The sequence below is a fragment of the Tunturibacter gelidoferens genome, from assembly GCF_040358255.1.
Classification (GTDB): Bacteria; Acidobacteriota; Terriglobia; order Terriglobales; family Acidobacteriaceae; genus Edaphobacter; species Edaphobacter gelidiferens.
Genome location: NZ_CP132938.1, coordinates 972378 through 987924 on the forward strand (window position 1 = coordinate 972378; position 15547 = coordinate 987924).

Below are 15547 nucleotides of genomic sequence, written 5' to 3' on the forward strand. Positions count from 1 at the left end.
ATGGGGGTCGCAAAGATAACGAACAAGCTCTCCATCGCAACTGCCGTTATGCTTTAAACAACATGCGCCGAATTCCGCTCTGCCTGCTCCTCTTTGCTCTTCTTTTCTCTGCGCCTCACCCTGCCTCGGCGATCGAGGTGAAGGTCTCCGCGCAGGCCTTGGAGCGCACCCTGCGAGCACAGCTGTTCAACGGTCCACAAGGCCGCTACTACATCCGTGGCGATGCCGCCTCGCCCTGTTATGTCTACGCCGAATCACCCCACGTCACCTTCGTCCAGGACCGCATCGTCGTCCATGTTCATGCCAAATCGAAGCTTGGCACCTCTGTCCGTGGCGCCTGCCTCGGTGTCTCGCTCACTACCGACACCGACGTCTCGCTAATCCCCGAAGCAGAAGAAGAGAGCATTGGATTTCGCGACGCGCGGATCGAAAAGCTCAGCGAATCCAGGGAGCTGAACTTCATCCTCGCACCCTTTCTGAGCCACAAGGTCCCCGCACAGATGAAGGTCAACGCCGCCGTGCTGATGCGTCAGCTCCTCAGCGGCTCGACCGAAACCACCGGCTACGCCCTCTCACTCGACTCGCTGAAGCTCCACTCCCTGCTGGTCGAAGGCGAGTCGCTCGTAATGGACGCCGACGCAAACCTGAAGGTGAACTAATCCGAAATTTCAGCATGGCTCATCAGCTAGAACGAAAGACGGGCTCCAAACTGAAACTGACGTGGATCGGATGCTGCAGTCGGCGTACCGGCCGCGGTATAAAGCAGGTTCACATCCAAAGTATTGTTTTTGTTAATGATGTTGAAGACATCCATCGACACCTGCAGCGCAATCTCGTGCGGGAACATGAACGCCTTCGCTAGTCGAAGATCCGTAAACACGTTATACGGTTTCACCCCAACGTTGCGGCCAAGATTGCCGGCGTAATAGCTGCTCGCAGGCCCTGCATCTGGCGGCGCATCCGCGTAGCACGGCAGATTGAACGCCCCAGTCGGAGAGTACTTGGAGAGCACCGGAGCCGTGCCGCAGCTGGTGGGTGCGCTGTCACGAGCGACCGCGTTCGGCCGATCTGTCAGCGGATCGAAGTCAAAGTTCGTGTCCGTTCCCGTCAGGATGTTGAACGGCCTCCCCGAGGAGACCTCAAAGATCGGCGCCACCGTCACGCCGGAGAAAACCACAGGAACAAATCCCGAACCTCCAAGATGACCCGTATTGTACACGCCCGAGAGTACAAAGCGATGGCGTTGGTCAAACGTCGAAGTGCTGCGTTCCGCATTCGGCGCGAAGTTGCTCTGAGGTGCATCTGACGTCGAAACCACATCAGTAGAGTCGTCGATCGCGTGGGACCAGGTGTAGCTGACCAGAAACTCATAGTTCGTCGAAAGGCGCTTCCTCAAATTCACGCTCAGAGCGTTATAGCTCGAGCTTCCGGTCGTCAGATTGGGCGACATATCGCCGAACGGAACAGGAATGCCGACGCCTAGTCCATCCGCCGCAGCGATCTCACTCGCCAAGGCAACGCACTGCCCACCGCCCACATTCGGATTCGCGAGGAACGTCGCAAGCGAAGTATTCAGCCCGGATGGGCGAAAGAAGTTCAGCAGCGCTGGCGTAACAAAGGGACCTGTAGGGCCCGCTCCACAGGGATTGACCCCAGCCGCCGTCCCGACAGTCAACGGATTCGAGGTCGGACTGGCCGTTCCAGGTGCTGCCGTTCCCGCCTTCACCGCGTTCACCGCATTGCGCCAGTTGGCTGTCAGCAACTGCGGATTCACAGGATTCACGTTGATCGGACGGTTCAGATGCCGGCCCCCAGTCGAAGTAAACGCGACGTTCAACGAAGTATCGTGACCCAGATCCTGCTCAACTCCAAACGACATCTGCTGCACATAAGGCGTCTTGTAGAACAAATCTGCAGGCAAGCCAGAAGGAAGAATCGCCAAAGGGAATCCAGTCGCCAGAAAGTTCTGGTTGACGAAGACGGAGTTCGAGTTGTTAGGATCGAACCGCTGTTGGCTTGCAAGATAGTTCACCCCGGCCGCGCTCGCGCCAAGGCAGTTCGGGTTCCCCAGCGATCCCTGAAACGCATTGGTGGCGTTCAAATTCAGCGGACTTGCCGCAGCATTTGGACTCGCTATGCTGCAAGGAGCTCCACCCCCGAGAATGACGAGCGGAACCTTCGTCGAATTGAAGCTCGTCGATTGCGATTCAAGATTTCCAGGGGCGCGATCATAGAACAGCCCGTAGTTAGCGCGAATTACCGTCTTCGCATCTCCCCGCAGATCATAGGCAATCCCTATTCTGGGAGCAAAGTTCAGAGGCTGCAGTCGAATGCCTTCGCGAATCCCATAGATTCTCTCGGCTTGATTCGTATTGCTGTTCAAAGCAAGCTGCGTCGGGAAAGCCTCAATGTCATACCGAACCCCGAGGTTCAACGTCATTCTGCTGGTGGCGCGCCAACTATCCTGCAGAAAAGCACCAAGCGTCTTCAGGTCATACTTGTACGTCGTCTGTCCGATGCCCTGCGCGAAGGACTGCGGAATCCCAAGCCCATAGGCCTGAATAGCCGAGAACCCCGGCAAGCCCGCTAGCAAAGGCGAAACATCGGTCGCATTCAAACCGGCAAAGGTATAGTCGCCACCGCCATAGAGCTGCCCCTGCAGAAGATTTATCGGGATATACCGAAGATCGATACCCGCCTTGAACGTGTGAGCACCTCGAGTGTAAGTAAAGTTGTCCTGCAGCTGGTTCTGATTCTCAATGCGATTCACAATCGAAAAGGGAGTCTTGCCAAAGTACGCATACCCAGGGATATTCACCGCTGTACTGCCTCCGCCGGGTGAGTTCGTGTTGGCGAATAGCACGGGGTGGCGCGCATACTGGAAACGCAGATCGTTCACCTTGTTGTCGCCGATAATAACCGTATACTGCGCCGCGATCGCAAAGTCGTGCAGACTCTGGGTCGCCGTGCGGGAGAAAGAATTCTCGCCAAGGTTCTGGTTTGCGGCACTCTCTTGTATTCCCGTGATGTAGCTAGGGCTCGCGCTACCATGCAGAACAAGCTGCTGATTGCTCGTCAGCTTGTGATCGATCCGCAGAGAATAAATCTCCGTCTTCTCCGTCACCGGAAAGTTCCCGATCAGATTGTTGAGCGGTGTAAACGAAGCTGGTGTTGCCTGGCCCGAAGTCGCGAAGTTCTTCGGGCCGATCGCCGACTGCAGAAATGCAGGATTCTGACCGGTCGTTGCCAGCGAAGATCCCGACCCGACCAGAGCGATATATTGCTGAATTCCCGGTGTGTTCGGTGGAACGGCTGCATTCTGCAGAAACGCCTGCTGCTCCGGCGTACCCTGAATCGTAAGCGCACCGCCCGGAACCCCATAGAACCGGCTCACATCGATGCTTGTAAGCCCAAAGTTGTTCGAGCCGATATCCGAAAAGCCCGTCTCCTGCCGTCGCGTAATCTCGGTTGAGAAAAAGTAAAACGTCCTGTCCGGTATGATCGCTCCGCCGAGGGTGAAACCCGCCTGAACCCGCGTATACGCTGGCTGGTCCACGGTCGAAAATGGGTTCGTCGCCTGAATATAGCGATTACGCAGGAACCCGAAGGCGCTCGCATGGGTCTTATTTGTGCCTGATTTAGTCACAATATTAACCACGCCGCCCGACGCCCTGCCGTACTCCGCCGCAAAGCCATTCGTAATGATCTGAAACTCCTGCACCGCATCCTGCGATACCGTCGTCCGAGTGCCGCCAGAGATATAGTCCCCAGCATCGGCGCCGTCCACATTGATCGAGTTCGACCGCGCCCGAACCCCGCCAAAGTTTAGCCCCGAGGTAGGGATCGCACCGATTGAAGGCGCAGCGTCGCGCGCAATCTGCGAGTTGGTCAGAGTGAAGTTGATGTAGTTGCGCCCGTTCGTCGGCAGGTTGTCGATACGAAGCTGGTCGACCGTCGTGGACTGGGAGCTTCGCTGTGTCTCGACGATGTCGGCGCCTGAACTAACCGTAACAATCTGAGTCGTACCTACTGAAAGAGAGAGCGGAAGCTCGGCCTGTTCGCCAGTCGTCAGAATCACATTCTTGCTGACATACGTGTTGAACCCTGTCGCCGTCGCCTTCACGGTGTACGTACCTGGCGGCAGCAGCAGCAGACGATAGTTGCCTTGCGCATCCGTAGTCGTCGAACGGGAGAAGCCCTTCGATTCATCCAAAATGGTCACGGCGGCGTTGGGAATGACAGCCCCGGTCTGGTCGTGAACAGTACCATTGAGCTGCGCCGTGGAGATGTTCTGAGCCTGCAGAACGGTGGAGGAAAAGCACACCAGAAGAAGAACAGCGGCCAGAGCGTTGAAACAAAAAAGCCGCGAATTGAAATTGAACATGCGTGTTGCTCCCCATTGTGTCAGCCGGCCCAACTCCGTTGGCGACGGCCCGACCGACAACTTTAACGACGCGATGTTCTACATGAATGATCATTCAGTACGCAAGAGGAAACCGGGGACAGTGGGGTTACCTGTGCAATCCCCTCTGAAATTCGGCCCCCCAATACCTCTGTTTTGAGAGCTTTGCCCAACCCGCACTACCCTCGCTCCCACGCAGGCATATCCGACACATCTTAACTCCGACTGGCTTCGATCAGCTCAAGCCACCTGCGCCGGCAGGACAGACATCAAGCATCGGACAAGCGTGGCACTTCGGATGATTCTTCGTACAAACCTGCTGACCGTGAACCTTGATCAGAGTGTGGTGCTCGTCCAGCATCTCCGGCGACCACTCCGCAGGAGCCATCTCCATCAGCCGGCTCTCCGTCTCCCGTGCATCTGCACTCTTGCCGACAAACCCAAGCCGCTGTGTCACCCGAAGATGATGGCTATCGACGCACATTGCCCGGCGCCGCAACGTACTGAAGTTCACTACCGCCGCGCTGGTCTTCACACCTACGCCGTCAAAGCGCTCCAGCCACAAGCGAATCTTGTCGGTGCGATACCCCTTGAGGAAATTCAGCGAGAGCGATCCGCAGCGCTGCGTAATCTGCTCCAACGCAGCCTTCAGATTGATCGCCTTCGGTTCAGGAAACGTCACCGCCCGAATTGCATCTTCGATCTCCGGAACCGAGGCATCGCGAAGATTCTCCCAGCTTCCGAAGCGCTCTTCGAGATAACCAATGACCTCTAGCGAGATCTCTGTCTTCGTACGCGAAGACAGCATCGAGTAAATGAACTGCTTCAGCGGATCCCACACATCCCGCTCCGGCGGTCGACCATAATACGCCAGCAGTCGGCGATGAATCTCCTCCAAACGAGTATCGGTAAACAATGGCGCGGCCAGCATCATCCTCGATTTTATCTTCGCCGCTGCGACCCGTCCTAAGCCGAACAAGACACAACTTGCATACGATCAAAGTGAGATTAGTCGCGAATCACGCCCAGCTCTCTCCCTGCAGGCGTCTGCAGTCCCCAGGCCATACGTGGCGTATTGTGGGCCATCCCCACGCGGCCATCTGGCCCCAGCAAAATAATCCCGCCGTGCCCACCCAGCCGGCTGAACAGATAATCGATAGCCTCGTGCGCAGCCTCGTCAGGGCTGGCTCCAGCCGCCACACGATCCACGGCCCACTTCCCCAGCACCAGCTTCATAATCGGCTCGCCCCAACCCGTCAGCGACACCGCCGCCGAGAGATTATCCGCATAGCAGCCACACCCGATCAACGAAGAATCCCCCACACGCCCGGGAGCCTTATTCAGCGTGCCGCCCGTACTCGTGCCAGCCGCAATATTTCCATGAACATCAAGCGCCACAGCGCCCACCGTATCGTGCGAATCAAGACTCCCAGAAAAGGTCTCATCCGGCAACCCCGCCAACTCGTCGGCCTGAGCCTTATAAAGCCTCTCCTGCTCCCGCGGCACCACCAGATCCATGTTGTCGCAAAGCGCCATGCCATGCTGCCGCGCAAAACGCTCAGCTCCCGTCCCGACAAAGTACACATGCGGCGACTTATCCAGCACCAGCCTCGCCGCCCGTATCGGATTCCGTAGCCGCTCCACGCAGGCCACGCCGCCGGTGCGTAGGTTCTCGCCATTCATCAGCAGAGCATCCATCTGAACCCGGCCATCCTGCGTCAGAAACGACCCACGCCCCGCGTCGAAGGTGTCATCGTCTTCCATGACGACAACCGCGGCCTCCACTGCATCCACTGCAGCAGCGCCTTGTTCCAGCAGGGCATAACCGGCAGCAAGCGCGTTCGCGATGCCATCTTCGTGGGCGGCGATGGCGTCGTCGGGCATCGCCCACGCACCGCCATGAATTAACAGAACTGGTTTCACACTCATCGCATCTCAAGTCTACGGGAGTCTTCCCTCTAATGCCCTCCAGTGTCATCGCCGCCATGTCCTACAACGACGAAGCCCGAGTCCTCACCATCGTCTATCGCGGGAAGCAGGGTGTCTACCGGTACTTCGGTGTTCCGCCGGAGGAGTTCGCGGCCTTTCGCGCTGCACCGTCCAAGGGCATCTACCTCAACGAAATCTTCAAAACAAGGCAATATCAATACGAACGCGTCGCAGACCGCCAAACACCCGTCACCAACCAGCACATTCACAAACAGAGCACTCTGGAGAAACTCCATGGCAAAGACAATCGCTGACCTGATCGTGGAAAGCCTGAGAAACGCTGGCGTAAAAAGGGTCTACGGCCTGCCGGGCGACTCTCTCAACGGATTTACCGATGCACTGCGACGAGACGGCACCATGGAATGGGTCCATGTGCGCAACGAAGAGGTCGCCGCATTTGCCGCGGGCGCCGACGCGCATCTCACCGGCTCCCTCGCAGTCTGCGCGGCAAGCTGTGGTCCCGGCAATCTCCACCTCATCAACGGCCTCTTTGACTGCCACCGCAACCGCGTACCCGTACTCGCCATCGCCGCGCACATCCCCAGCGCCGAGATCGGCACCAACTACTTCCAGGAGACCCACCCTCAAAATCTCTTCAAAGAGTGCAGCGACTACTGCGAGATGGTCGGCGTTCCCGAACAGATGCCTCGCGTGCTTGAGATCGCCATGCGCACCGCGATCAACCTATCCGGCGTCTCCGTCATCGTGCTGCCCGGCGATGTCCTCCTGCACAACGCCGTCGCCGAACACAATCTCGTTCCCATCCGAAGCGCGCAGCCCATCATCCGGCCCAACGACGACGAGCTCCGCGATGCCGCTGAGATTCTCAACGCGGGAACAAAGATCACCATCCTCGGCGGAGCGGGTTGCAAGGGCGCGCACAAAGAGTTGATTGCCACCGCAGAAGCCTTGAAATCCCCTATCGTTCACGCGCTCCGTGGCAAAGAATACATCGAGTACGACAATCCCTACGACGTCGGACTGACCGGCCTCATCGGCTTCAGCTCCGGCTACCGCGCCATGGAAGACTGCGACGTGTTGCTGATGCTTGGAACCGACTTTCCCTATCCGCAGTTCTTCCCCAGGCACGCAAAGGTCATCCAGATCGACCTCCGCGGCAACCAGATCGGCCGCCGCACGAAGGTCGATCTCGGCCTCGTCGGCTCGATCAAAGACACGCTCTCCGCGCTCCTTCCTCTGCTCACAACAAAGACCAACCGCGCTCATCTCGACGCAAAGATAGAAGACTACAAAAAGGTTCGCGAAGGCCTGAACGAGTTGGCCGGTCCGGACGAAAACAAGACCCCCATCCACCCGCAGTACGTCGCGAAACTCATCGATCGGCTGGCAGCCGACGACGCAATCTTCACCTGCGATGTAGGCACTCCCACCGTCTGGTCAGCTCGCTATCTCACCATGAACGGACGCCGCCGCCTCCTCGGCTCCTTCTCCCATGGATCGATGGCCTGCGCCGTCCCCCAAGCCATCGGCGCGCAGTCAGCCTTCCCCACCCGTCAGGTCGTCACGCTCTCCGGCGACGGCGGCCTCGCCATGATGCTCGGCGACCTCCTCACCCTCCGCCAGCTCAAGCTTCCCATCAAGATGGTCGTCTTCAACAACGGCGCTCTCGCCTTCGTCGAACTAGAGATGAAGGCCGGCGGCATCGTCAACTATGCAACCGATCTCGACAACCCCAGCTTCGCCGATCTAGCCAACTCCATCGGCATACACGGTGTCCACGTCGATCAACCCAACAACCTCGAGTCCGCACTAAGGACAGCGTTCGCAACTCCGGGGCCTGCACTGATCGAAGTCATGGTGAATCGACAGGAGCTCTCCATGCCGCCACACATCAGTCTCGACCAGATGAAGGGCTTCTCCCTCTATATGGCAAGAAGCGTTCTCAGCGGACGCGGCGACGAGATCATCGACCTCGCAAAGACCAACGTCCTCCAGCGAATCCTGTCCTAGGGTGTGTCAGTACAGAAGTGCGCCCTGCGCGGGCGGCGGTCACTTCGTGACTTGTATGCCGCTTCGCTTGGCGCTCCCGTTGGTCGCGAAGGAAGATGATTCCGACCAACGGGAGGACCACGCGAAGCAGTAAAAGGCGTGCGAACGCCCGCCCTCCGCGCAGGAGGCCCGTCCGGCAGGACACAGCTTCTCTCTAGAAAAAGTGTCGAGATCAAATCCGCGTCGCCTATTTCGCCTGCGTCTCCAGCAGCTTCCTGCGCTCCGTCTCCAGATAGGTGTAGCGGATGCGGTGAATCACCGTCAGCGTCGCAAACAGCGCCAGCACCCACAACGCCGGAGCCATCACGCCCCACCGGTTGCACAGCGCACCCAGAATCACGCACACGATGCGCTCCGGCCGCTCCATGAAACCCACCTTGCACGTCCCGATCAGCGCCTCAGCCCGCGCGCGCGTGTAGCTCACCATCACACACGCCGTCATCACAAACGCCACCAGTCCCACATAAAACAAGCGGTTCCCGCGCGCGTAATAGATCAGCAATCCAAAGAAGATCGCGACATCCGAGTAGCGGTCCATCACCGAATCGAAGAACGCGCCGAACACCGAAACCTGATTCGTCTTCCGCGCCACCCGCCCATCGACCATATCGAAGACGCCGGCACCGATGATGATTAGCCCCGCATAGGCAAACATCCGATTTGCATTATTCGGCCGTGCAAATCCAAAGAAGCACGCGGCGATGATGTTGATCACCAGACCGATGAACGTCAGTGCGTTCGGCGAGATGCGGGTCAGCGCTAGGCCGTTCACGATCTTCTGCAGCAGCCAGCCGCTGCCTTTGCCGAATGCGCTTGTCCAGGTCAAAAAACTAATCCTCCGGGGACGATCCCCGTCTTTGCCGCTTTCTTGGTATCACATCGCCACACGTACACCACGCGTGCGATGCCGTTTGTCTATTCTTCCTCGGGGGCGTCGTGAATGGTCAGTAGCTTGAGGATCTCAAGTTCGCGCTTGCCGTTCGGTGTAATCACCGTCGCAGACTCGCCAACCTGTTTGCCCAGCAGCGCACGACCGATCGGGGAAGTTGTCGAGATCAACCCCTTGGACACATCCGACTCCTCACTCGTGACCAGCTGATACTTGATCTCCTCGTCCTTGCTGGAGTCGAAGACCGTCACGCGCGAGCCGAACCCGACCTTGTCATTGGGGATATTGACGAGATTCACCATGGCCAGCTCGCCCATCCGCTTCTTCAACTGACCCAGGCGGGCGTTGACGAAGACCTGGCGCTGTTTGGCCATATGGTATTCGGCGTTTTCACTCAGGTCGCCCAGTGCGACGGCCTTCTTGATCTCAGCAGGGAGTTCGGTGGTTAGTTCGTGCTCCAGCAACTTGATCTCTTCTGCAAGCCTCTTTTTTACTTGTTCTGGCATGGGGCCTTCCGGATAGTACTGGCGAGCGCGCAACCCTTCGCGCGACAACGCTCTCTGATCAAAACTCGATTATACGATGGCGGACCCGCAAAGCCATCCGCAGGCGACTCCCTCCACCTCTGCCACCCTCCAGGAACGCCCCTGCTCATCGCCCCGAGCCTCAAAAAAACGACTGTAGAATCAACACGCCGCCACCTGCTCGATCATCCAATTTCGGCATGTCGCCGCGTGCCCCATCCCCAGAGGCCGGTGAGCACGAGTAGTCAACCGCTCAAGATCCGTTTTCGATCTCTCATCGGTAGTCACAAACTTGAGTCTGCTGCGGGCCCACTCCCCGCTCAGCCGTAAAAGTCCGCCGTAAAATGAGAGCACGAGCCAGACGACACGGCCGAAGCGCGTCGGCAACCTGACGCTGACCATCCCACGCCAGAAAATACGGAGCGCGCACTTGAAGTTTCTCGGTATCCTCGTTCTGCTTCTGCTCATCGCCCTGGCCGTCGTCGCTGGCGTCATCTACCTCCCCTACGGTCCCTCCACCGAGACCTTCGTCGACATCGCCCCCGGCACCGGCACCGAGACCATCGCCGCCCAACTCCAGCGCAGCGGCGTCATCCGCAACCGGCTCGCCTTCTATCTCCTGCGTCTCAAGACGGGAGGCACCCTCAAAGCCGGCGAGTACCGCTTCGACGGCCAGCTCCCCATGACCGACGTCTACCAGCGCATCCTCCACGGCGACGTCTACACCCGCGCCTTCACCATCCCCGAGGGCTACAACATCTTCGACATCGCCCAGGCAGCCGAGGCAGCCGGCTTCGGCCCCCGCGACACCTTCCTCGCCGCCGAGCGCCAGCACACCGAGCTCATCGCCGCCTTCACCGCCGACGGACCGCCCCCCGTCTCTCTCGAAGGCTATCTCTTCCCCGACACCTATCAGTTCTCCCGCCACGCCACACCGCTCCAGATCCTCTCCGCCATGGTGCGCCGCTTCCACCAGGAATCCGCCCAGCTCGGCCTCACCAACGACGTCTCCCAGACCGTCATCATGGCCTCGCTCATCGAAAAAGAGGTTCGCCAGGACGCCGAGCGACCCCTCGTAGCCGGCGTCTTTGTCAACCGCCTCGCCAAAGGCATCCCCCTCGCCACCGACCCATCCGTCATCTACGCAGCCCTGCTCGACAACCGCTGGCGCGGCACCATTTACGCCTCCGATCTGCAGTCCCCATCGCCCTATAACACCTACAAACACGCCGGCCTGCCCCCCGGACCCATCGCCAACCCCGGCATCGCCGCCCTCCGAGCCGCCATGCGCCCCGCCCGCACCGACTACCTCTACTTCGTCAGCGACGCCTCCGGACACACACGCTTCTCCGCCACCCTGCAGGAGCACGCCCAGCAGGTCCAGTCCTACCGTCTCGCGCAGAAACATCAACTCTCCGGAACCGGAGTTACCCCTTAGCCAACCGCGCTTTAGCTGAGAAGTTTGAGAAGCGCATCGGAACCTCCAGACATCCAATTCGTATTACGGAACCAGTAGAAAACAACCGCGTCGCGGCATGAACCAGAGGAACCGAGCCGGGAAAGATATACTTGAAGTTTGTGCTCATGAGGATAAAACAAGCGGCGGCGATGGCAATCCTTGGGCTGGCTCCGGCGCTGACCGGTTGCCTGACCCATACCCGCATCGTCCCCAAGACGCGCCCCGCCGACGTCATCCTCAACGCCGAGCTGGAAGATCTCCTCAAACAAGTCGACGTCCGCTTCAGCGCCGTTCAGACCATGAACGCGAGCGTCGAGATCGTCGCCACCACCGGCGGAGGCCGCCAGGGCAAAGAAACCCAGTATCCCAGCTTCAGCGGGTACATCTTCCTCAGAAAACCGCAAGACCTCCGCGTCCTGCTCCGCGTCCCCTTTCTCGGTTCGGTGGCCCTCGATATGGTCAGCGACGGCAAGACCTGGAGGTTCTGGGTCCCCAGGCGAAATCTCGCCATGACCGGCACCAGCGAGGTCACCAAACCGTCCAGTAACGGCCTCGAAAATCTACGTCCCGCGGTCTTTTTCGACTCGCTCCTCATCCACGGCCTCGGCCCCGATCAGGTCGTCTCCCTCACCCAGGACACGCGGGTCGTAGCAAACGAAAAAAACAACAAGGACCTCATCGAGGAACCCGACTACGACCTCGAGTTTCTCGCCCAGCCCAAGGGCCAGACCGCCCACACCGTTCGCGTCATCCACATCAGCCGCGCCAACCTGCTCCCTTATCAGCAGGACATCTACGGACCCGACGGCACCGTCGTCACCCGCGCTTTCTACAGCAACTACCAGAAGTTCGGCGACACCCCCTTCCCCATGAAGATCGAGATCAGGCGTCCCCAGGATCAGTACACCCTGACCCTCACCCTCACCAAGCTCACCCTCAATCAAAAACTCGAAGACGATCAGTTCGAACTCAAGATCCCCGACAACGTCCCCATCAAGAAAATGGACTAGCCTGCACCTCGGCCGCCGCCACTAACATTGTTCAGTAACGGTTCCGCTAGCCGGCTCTTTTGTTGTCATTCTGCAGCCCGCTCAGTGTCGCAAAAGCTCGGCTTCGGCGAAGTCGTCATCACCCTCCCCCACTGGCATGTATCGGCATATTGCGCTTTTGCTGGTTCATTACGATCGAAATACCAGAGAAGATGTCATTCCGACCGGAGCGCAGCGGAGCGGAGGAATCTGCTTTTTCTCGTCAGCTCAAGAGTACGTTTGAAGCTCTAGTCCTCCACCCACCGCGCCCCGGCATCAGCCACCCCATACGAGCCGCGCTCCGACCGCCCCTCGCGCTTGACGACCGAAACTAGCGCCCCCAGCAGCAGAGCACCACCCGCGTCCGCAAACACCGAGTAGCTCAGCGGCTGCTTGATCCCCACGCTCCACGTCATCGCCAACGCGAACAGCGCAAACAACCCAGCCGATCCATAAGCGACATACTCCAGCTTGTACCCAATCAACAGCCCCGCTCCAAACACAATCTCAAACCCTGTAGCAATCCACGCCAGCGCAGGAATCAACGCCTTCGGCGCGAAGCTGTTCACAACGCCGCAGTAAGCCACGAAGTGAGCCCAGTCGCCCCACGAAGCCCGCGGCGATCCATACGGCCCCCACAACCCAAATCTATCCGCCACGGCCGAAAGCAGCGTCACCGCCAGCGCAACCCGCCCCACCCATAACGCAAACGTCACAACGCGAGAAGATCTCATAAGCAAAGAATCAAACCGCAGGCTCCCTCTCCCAAACATACCGCACTCCGGAAGCCGCATCCACCAAACTCAGCGAACGATCTACGCCCTTTCCATTAAGGGAAATTCAGCCGTCACAGGTAGTCTTGCAACCCCGCCCGCGCTGCATGCCCCGCAATCGCCTCATTGATCTCGAGCGCCAAAGCAAGCGCTGCATGCCCATCCTCGCCCGAGACCAACGGTCGCGTGCGCGTGCGTACCGCCTGCAGAAACGCCTCAATCTCCAGCCGCAGCGGCTCGCCCAGCTCCACCGACACCTTCTTCAGAGACAGCCCCGCCGAAGGATGTCCGCCCAAAAGCGATCCCGGCTGCGCCCCCGCCTGTTGCGCCTTCTCCGCCATCGCAGCCAGCACCGCCGGATCCATCCCCGCAGCCGCCGTCACATCGATCATCAACAGATCCTGCCGCGCAAAATCCAGCGAGAGATACTGATGCGGCTGAAAAAATCGCAGCTTCCTCACCCGCTCCGTACTCACCCGGCTCGCCGTAAAGTTCGCAATGCAGCCATTCTCGAACTCCACCCGCACATTCGCAATATCCACCTTGCGCGACAGCACCGGCAACCCCACCGCGCGCACCTCGCGCACCGGCGAAGCCACCAGGCTCAGCACAATATCCAGATCGTGGATCATCAGATCCAGAACAACATCCACATCCAGCGAACGCGGCGTAAAGATACTCAGACGGTGCGCCTCAAAGAACATCGGCTTATGCAGATGTTCCCGCGCGGCAGTCACCGCGGGATTAAATCTCTCCAGGTGCCCCACCTGCACCACGCGCCCATGCTTCCGAGCCAGCTCCAGAATCAGATCCGCATCGGCAAGATTAGCCGCCAGCGGCTTCTCAATCAGCAGATCCACCCCAGCCGACAACAGCGGCGCCGCCGCACTCGCATGATGCACCGTCGGCACGCAAACCGACGCAGCATCAAGCCGCCCAACCGCAGCCAGGCAAGCCTCAATCGTCTCATAGCCCGGTACTTCAAACTTCTCTGAAGCCGCAGCCAGAGCCGCCGAATCCCGATCCACCACGGCCACAAGCTCAACCGCCTGCCCAGCGTGCTGTAGCTCCCGCAGCACCCGCAGATGATTCCGCCCAAACGCCCCCGCCCCAACCACCGCGACCCGCAGAGCCTGCGTCCGTGCTACACCTTCCTGTGCCACTACTTCTTTTCGACCGGAGCCTCAACCGCCTCGCGGCAGCGGGCATACAGCTCAAGCAGATGCGTAACCTGTTCCTCACTCTTCGACGAGGTAGGCAGACCAAAACCAGTTGATCCCGCCGATTTGCTTCCAACATTCGCCTGCGATGCAACAAACTTAAGTAGGTCAAGCGCGATATCTTCGGTACGGCGCGCTGTGCTGATGGATTCCATGAAGTGGTTCCTCTCGTTTCTCTTAGCCTGATGTTAACGGCCCACATGCCATGCACGCAAATGAGTGCCGCTTCACCACAACGATAGACTTCTCCTGCAACGTCTACCAATGGAGGTGCACTTGGAAATGAAGTTAGAGGACCATGACGACCAGCTGACCAAGTTCGAAGCCGAAGGCGTCCCACTCCCGCCGCTCGAACACCACGGCCACGTCGAACACGAGGGAGCCCGCATCTGGTACGCGACCTACGGCTCCGGCTCGCCTGTCATCCTGCTCCACGGAGGCCTCGGCCACAGCGGCAACTGGGGCTATCAGGTCCCCGCGCTCCTCGAAGCCGGCCACCGCGTCATCCTCATCGACAGCCGAGGCCACGGCCGCAGCACACGCAACACCCGCCCCTACACCTACGAGCTCATGGCCTCCGACGTCCTCGCCGTCATGGACACCCTGCATCTCAAACAAGCGTCCCTCGTCGGCTGGAGCGACGGCGCCTGCACCGCTCTCATCGTCGCCGCGCAAGCCCCCACCCGCGTCGCCGGCGCATTTTTCTTCGGCTGCAACATGGACCCCAGCGGCCTGAAGCAAATTAACCAACACAACTCCCTGCTCTCCCGTTGTCTCTCCCGCCACTTGCAGGACTACGCCCAGCTCTCCGCCACACCCGATCAGTTCCACGAGTTTGCCGAGGCCGTTGGCATCATGATGAAGTCCCAACCCAACTACTCCACGCACGATCTATCCCAGATCGGCGTGCCAGTCCTGATCGTCCAGGCCGAACACGACGAGTTCATCCGGGATGAACACGCCCAGTACCTCGCTCAAAACATCCCAGACGCAAAGCTCCTCTTCCTGAAAGAAGTAAGCCACTTCGCCCCGCTGCAGCGCCCGCAGCAGTTCAACGCCGCCCTGCTCGCCTTCCTCAGCGAACGCCAACCCCAGCGTTAGATCGAAGCTCTGTCCTGCCGGACGGGCCCACTGCGCGTGGAGCGGGCGTTCACACGCCTCTCTGGAGCTTCGCGTGGTCCTCCCGTTGGTCGGAAATCATCTTCCCTCGCGACCAACGGGAGGACCAAGCGAAGCGGTATACAAGTCACGAA

At 59.4% G+C, this 15547-nt stretch carries 14 protein-coding genes; 6 read left to right on the top strand and 8 right to left on the bottom strand.

Annotation, left to right across the window (positions count from 1 at the left end; translation table 11 throughout):
• The first annotated feature begins 62 nt into the window (after positions 1 to 62).
• Positions 63 to 659 (top strand): hypothetical protein, encoded by a 597-nt coding sequence (locus tag RBB81_RS04515; protein ID WP_353072860.1) that lies wholly within the window; start codon positions 63 to 65, stop codon positions 657 to 659.
• Positions 660 to 685: 26 nt separating this feature from the next.
• Here the strand turns inward: RBB81_RS04515 and RBB81_RS04520 are convergent, their stop codons facing one another.
• The 3 genes from RBB81_RS04520 to RBB81_RS04530 form a co-directional block, all read right to left on the bottom strand.
• Positions 686 to 4384 (bottom strand): TonB-dependent receptor, encoded by a 3699-nt coding sequence (locus RBB81_RS04520; protein ID WP_353072861.1) that lies wholly within the window; start codon positions 4382 to 4384, stop codon positions 686 to 688.
• Positions 4385 to 4637: 253 nt separating this feature from the next.
• On the bottom strand, positions 4638 to 5336 hold the full coding sequence (locus tag RBB81_RS04525; RefSeq protein WP_353072862.1) for an endonuclease III domain-containing protein: 699 nt from the start codon (positions 5334 to 5336) through the stop codon (positions 4638 to 4640).
• Between the two features lie 74 nt (positions 5337 to 5410).
• Positions 5411 to 6331, bottom strand: coding sequence for an isoaspartyl peptidase/L-asparaginase (locus RBB81_RS04530; RefSeq protein ID WP_353072863.1), 921 nt, complete (start codon positions 6329 to 6331; stop codon positions 5411 to 5413).
• Positions 6332 to 6363: 32 nt separating this feature from the next.
• On the opposite strand from RBB81_RS04530, the gene RBB81_RS04535 reads away from it, so the two are divergent.
• Together RBB81_RS04535 and poxB are read left to right on the top strand one after the other, a co-directional pair.
• On the top strand, positions 6364 to 6645 hold the full coding sequence (locus RBB81_RS04535) for a KTSC domain-containing protein (RefSeq protein WP_179580592.1): 282 nt from the start codon (positions 6364 to 6366) through the stop codon (positions 6643 to 6645).
• Entirely contained in the window at positions 6626 to 8362 is a 1737-nt protein-coding gene (poxB, locus tag RBB81_RS04540; RefSeq protein WP_353072864.1) for a ubiquinone-dependent pyruvate dehydrogenase, read from the top strand. Before RBB81_RS04535 ends, poxB begins: the two co-directional genes overlap by 20 nt.
• A 226-nt stretch (positions 8363 to 8588) precedes the next feature.
• Here poxB and RBB81_RS04545 read toward each other — a convergent pair whose 3' ends face one another.
• Positions 8589 to 9227, bottom strand: a complete 639-nt coding sequence (locus tag RBB81_RS04545; protein ID WP_179580596.1) for a CDP-alcohol phosphatidyltransferase family protein — start codon at positions 9225 to 9227, stop codon at positions 8589 to 8591.
• Between the two features lie 89 nt (positions 9228 to 9316).
• On the bottom strand, positions 9317 to 9796 hold the full coding sequence (locus RBB81_RS04550) for a GreA/GreB family elongation factor (RefSeq protein ID WP_179583213.1): 480 nt from the start codon (positions 9794 to 9796) through the stop codon (positions 9317 to 9319).
• A 448-nt stretch (positions 9797 to 10244) separates the two neighbouring features.
• On the opposite strand from RBB81_RS04550, the gene mltG reads away from it, so the two are divergent.
• Both mltG and RBB81_RS04560 read left to right on the top strand, forming a co-directional pair.
• Entirely contained in the window at positions 10245 to 11252 is a 1008-nt protein-coding gene (mltG, locus tag RBB81_RS04555) for an endolytic transglycosylase MltG (protein WP_353072865.1), read from the top strand.
• 146 nt (positions 11253 to 11398) lie between these two features.
• Positions 11399 to 12283 (top strand): LolA family protein, encoded by an 885-nt coding sequence (locus RBB81_RS04560; RefSeq protein WP_221272896.1) that lies wholly within the window; start codon positions 11399 to 11401, stop codon positions 12281 to 12283.
• A gap of 266 nt (positions 12284 to 12549) precedes the next feature.
• On the opposite strand, the gene RBB81_RS04565 is transcribed toward RBB81_RS04560, so the two are convergent.
• From RBB81_RS04565 to RBB81_RS04575, 3 genes are all read right to left on the bottom strand, one after another.
• Positions 12550 to 13035 carry a hypothetical protein gene (locus RBB81_RS04565; RefSeq protein WP_353072866.1) on the bottom strand — a complete coding sequence of 162 codons (486 nt, stop codon included), beginning with the start codon at positions 13033 to 13035 and terminating at the stop codon, positions 12550 to 12552.
• A 113-nt stretch (positions 13036 to 13148) separates the two neighbouring features.
• Positions 13149 to 14237, bottom strand: coding sequence for a Gfo/Idh/MocA family oxidoreductase (locus RBB81_RS04570; RefSeq protein ID WP_353072867.1), 1089 nt, complete (start codon positions 14235 to 14237; stop codon positions 13149 to 13151).
• The gene (locus tag RBB81_RS04575) at positions 14237 to 14449 is read right to left on the bottom strand and encodes a hypothetical protein (RefSeq protein WP_179580605.1); all 213 of its coding nucleotides are present in this window, start codon (positions 14447 to 14449) and stop codon (positions 14237 to 14239) included. Before RBB81_RS04575 ends, RBB81_RS04570 begins: the two co-directional genes overlap by 1 nt.
• A 127-nt stretch (positions 14450 to 14576) precedes the next feature.
• Here RBB81_RS04575 and RBB81_RS04580 point away from each other — a divergent pair, with 127 nt between their 5' ends.
• The gene (locus tag RBB81_RS04580; protein ID WP_353072868.1) at positions 14577 to 15395 is read left to right on the top strand and encodes an alpha/beta fold hydrolase; all 819 of its coding nucleotides are present in this window, start codon (positions 14577 to 14579) and stop codon (positions 15393 to 15395) included.
• Positions 15396 to 15547: the final 152 nt, after the last annotated feature.

What these genes read in the sequence shown, in the direction of transcription:
- RBB81_RS04515 (WP_353072860.1), top strand. Translation starts at nt 63, where the DNA reads ATGCGCCGAATTCCGCTCTGCCTGCTCCTCTTTGCTCTTCTTTTCTCT.
- RBB81_RS04525 (WP_353072862.1), bottom strand. Translation starts at nt 5,336, where the DNA reads ATGATGCTGGCCGCGCCATTGTTTACCGATACTCGTTTGGAGGAGATT.
- RBB81_RS04580 (WP_353072868.1), top strand. Translation starts at nt 14,577, where the DNA reads ATGAAGTTAGAGGACCATGACGACCAGCTGACCAAGTTCGAAGCCGAA.
- RBB81_RS04560 (WP_221272896.1), top strand. Translation starts at nt 11,399, where the DNA reads ATGAGGATAAAACAAGCGGCGGCGATGGCAATCCTTGGGCTGGCTCCG.
- poxB (WP_353072864.1), top strand. Translation starts at nt 6,626, where the DNA reads ATGGCAAAGACAATCGCTGACCTGATCGTGGAAAGCCTGAGAAACGCT.
- RBB81_RS04530 (WP_353072863.1), bottom strand. Translation starts at nt 6,331, where the DNA reads ATGAGTGTGAAACCAGTTCTGTTAATTCATGGCGGTGCGTGGGCGATG.
- RBB81_RS04565 (WP_353072866.1), bottom strand. Translation starts at nt 13,035, where the DNA reads ATGAGATCTTCTCGCGTTGTGACGTTTGCGTTATGGGTGGGGCGGGTT.
- RBB81_RS04550 (WP_179583213.1), bottom strand. Translation starts at nt 9,796, where the DNA reads ATGCCAGAACAAGTAAAAAAGAGGCTTGCAGAAGAGATCAAGTTGCTG.
- RBB81_RS04535 (WP_179580592.1), top strand. Translation starts at nt 6,364, where the DNA reads ATGCCCTCCAGTGTCATCGCCGCCATGTCCTACAACGACGAAGCCCGA.
- RBB81_RS04520 (WP_353072861.1), bottom strand. Translation starts at nt 4,384, where the DNA reads ATGTTCAATTTCAATTCGCGGCTTTTTTGTTTCAACGCTCTGGCCGCT.
- RBB81_RS04575 (WP_179580605.1), bottom strand. Translation starts at nt 14,449, where the DNA reads ATGGAATCCATCAGCACAGCGCGCCGTACCGAAGATATCGCGCTTGAC.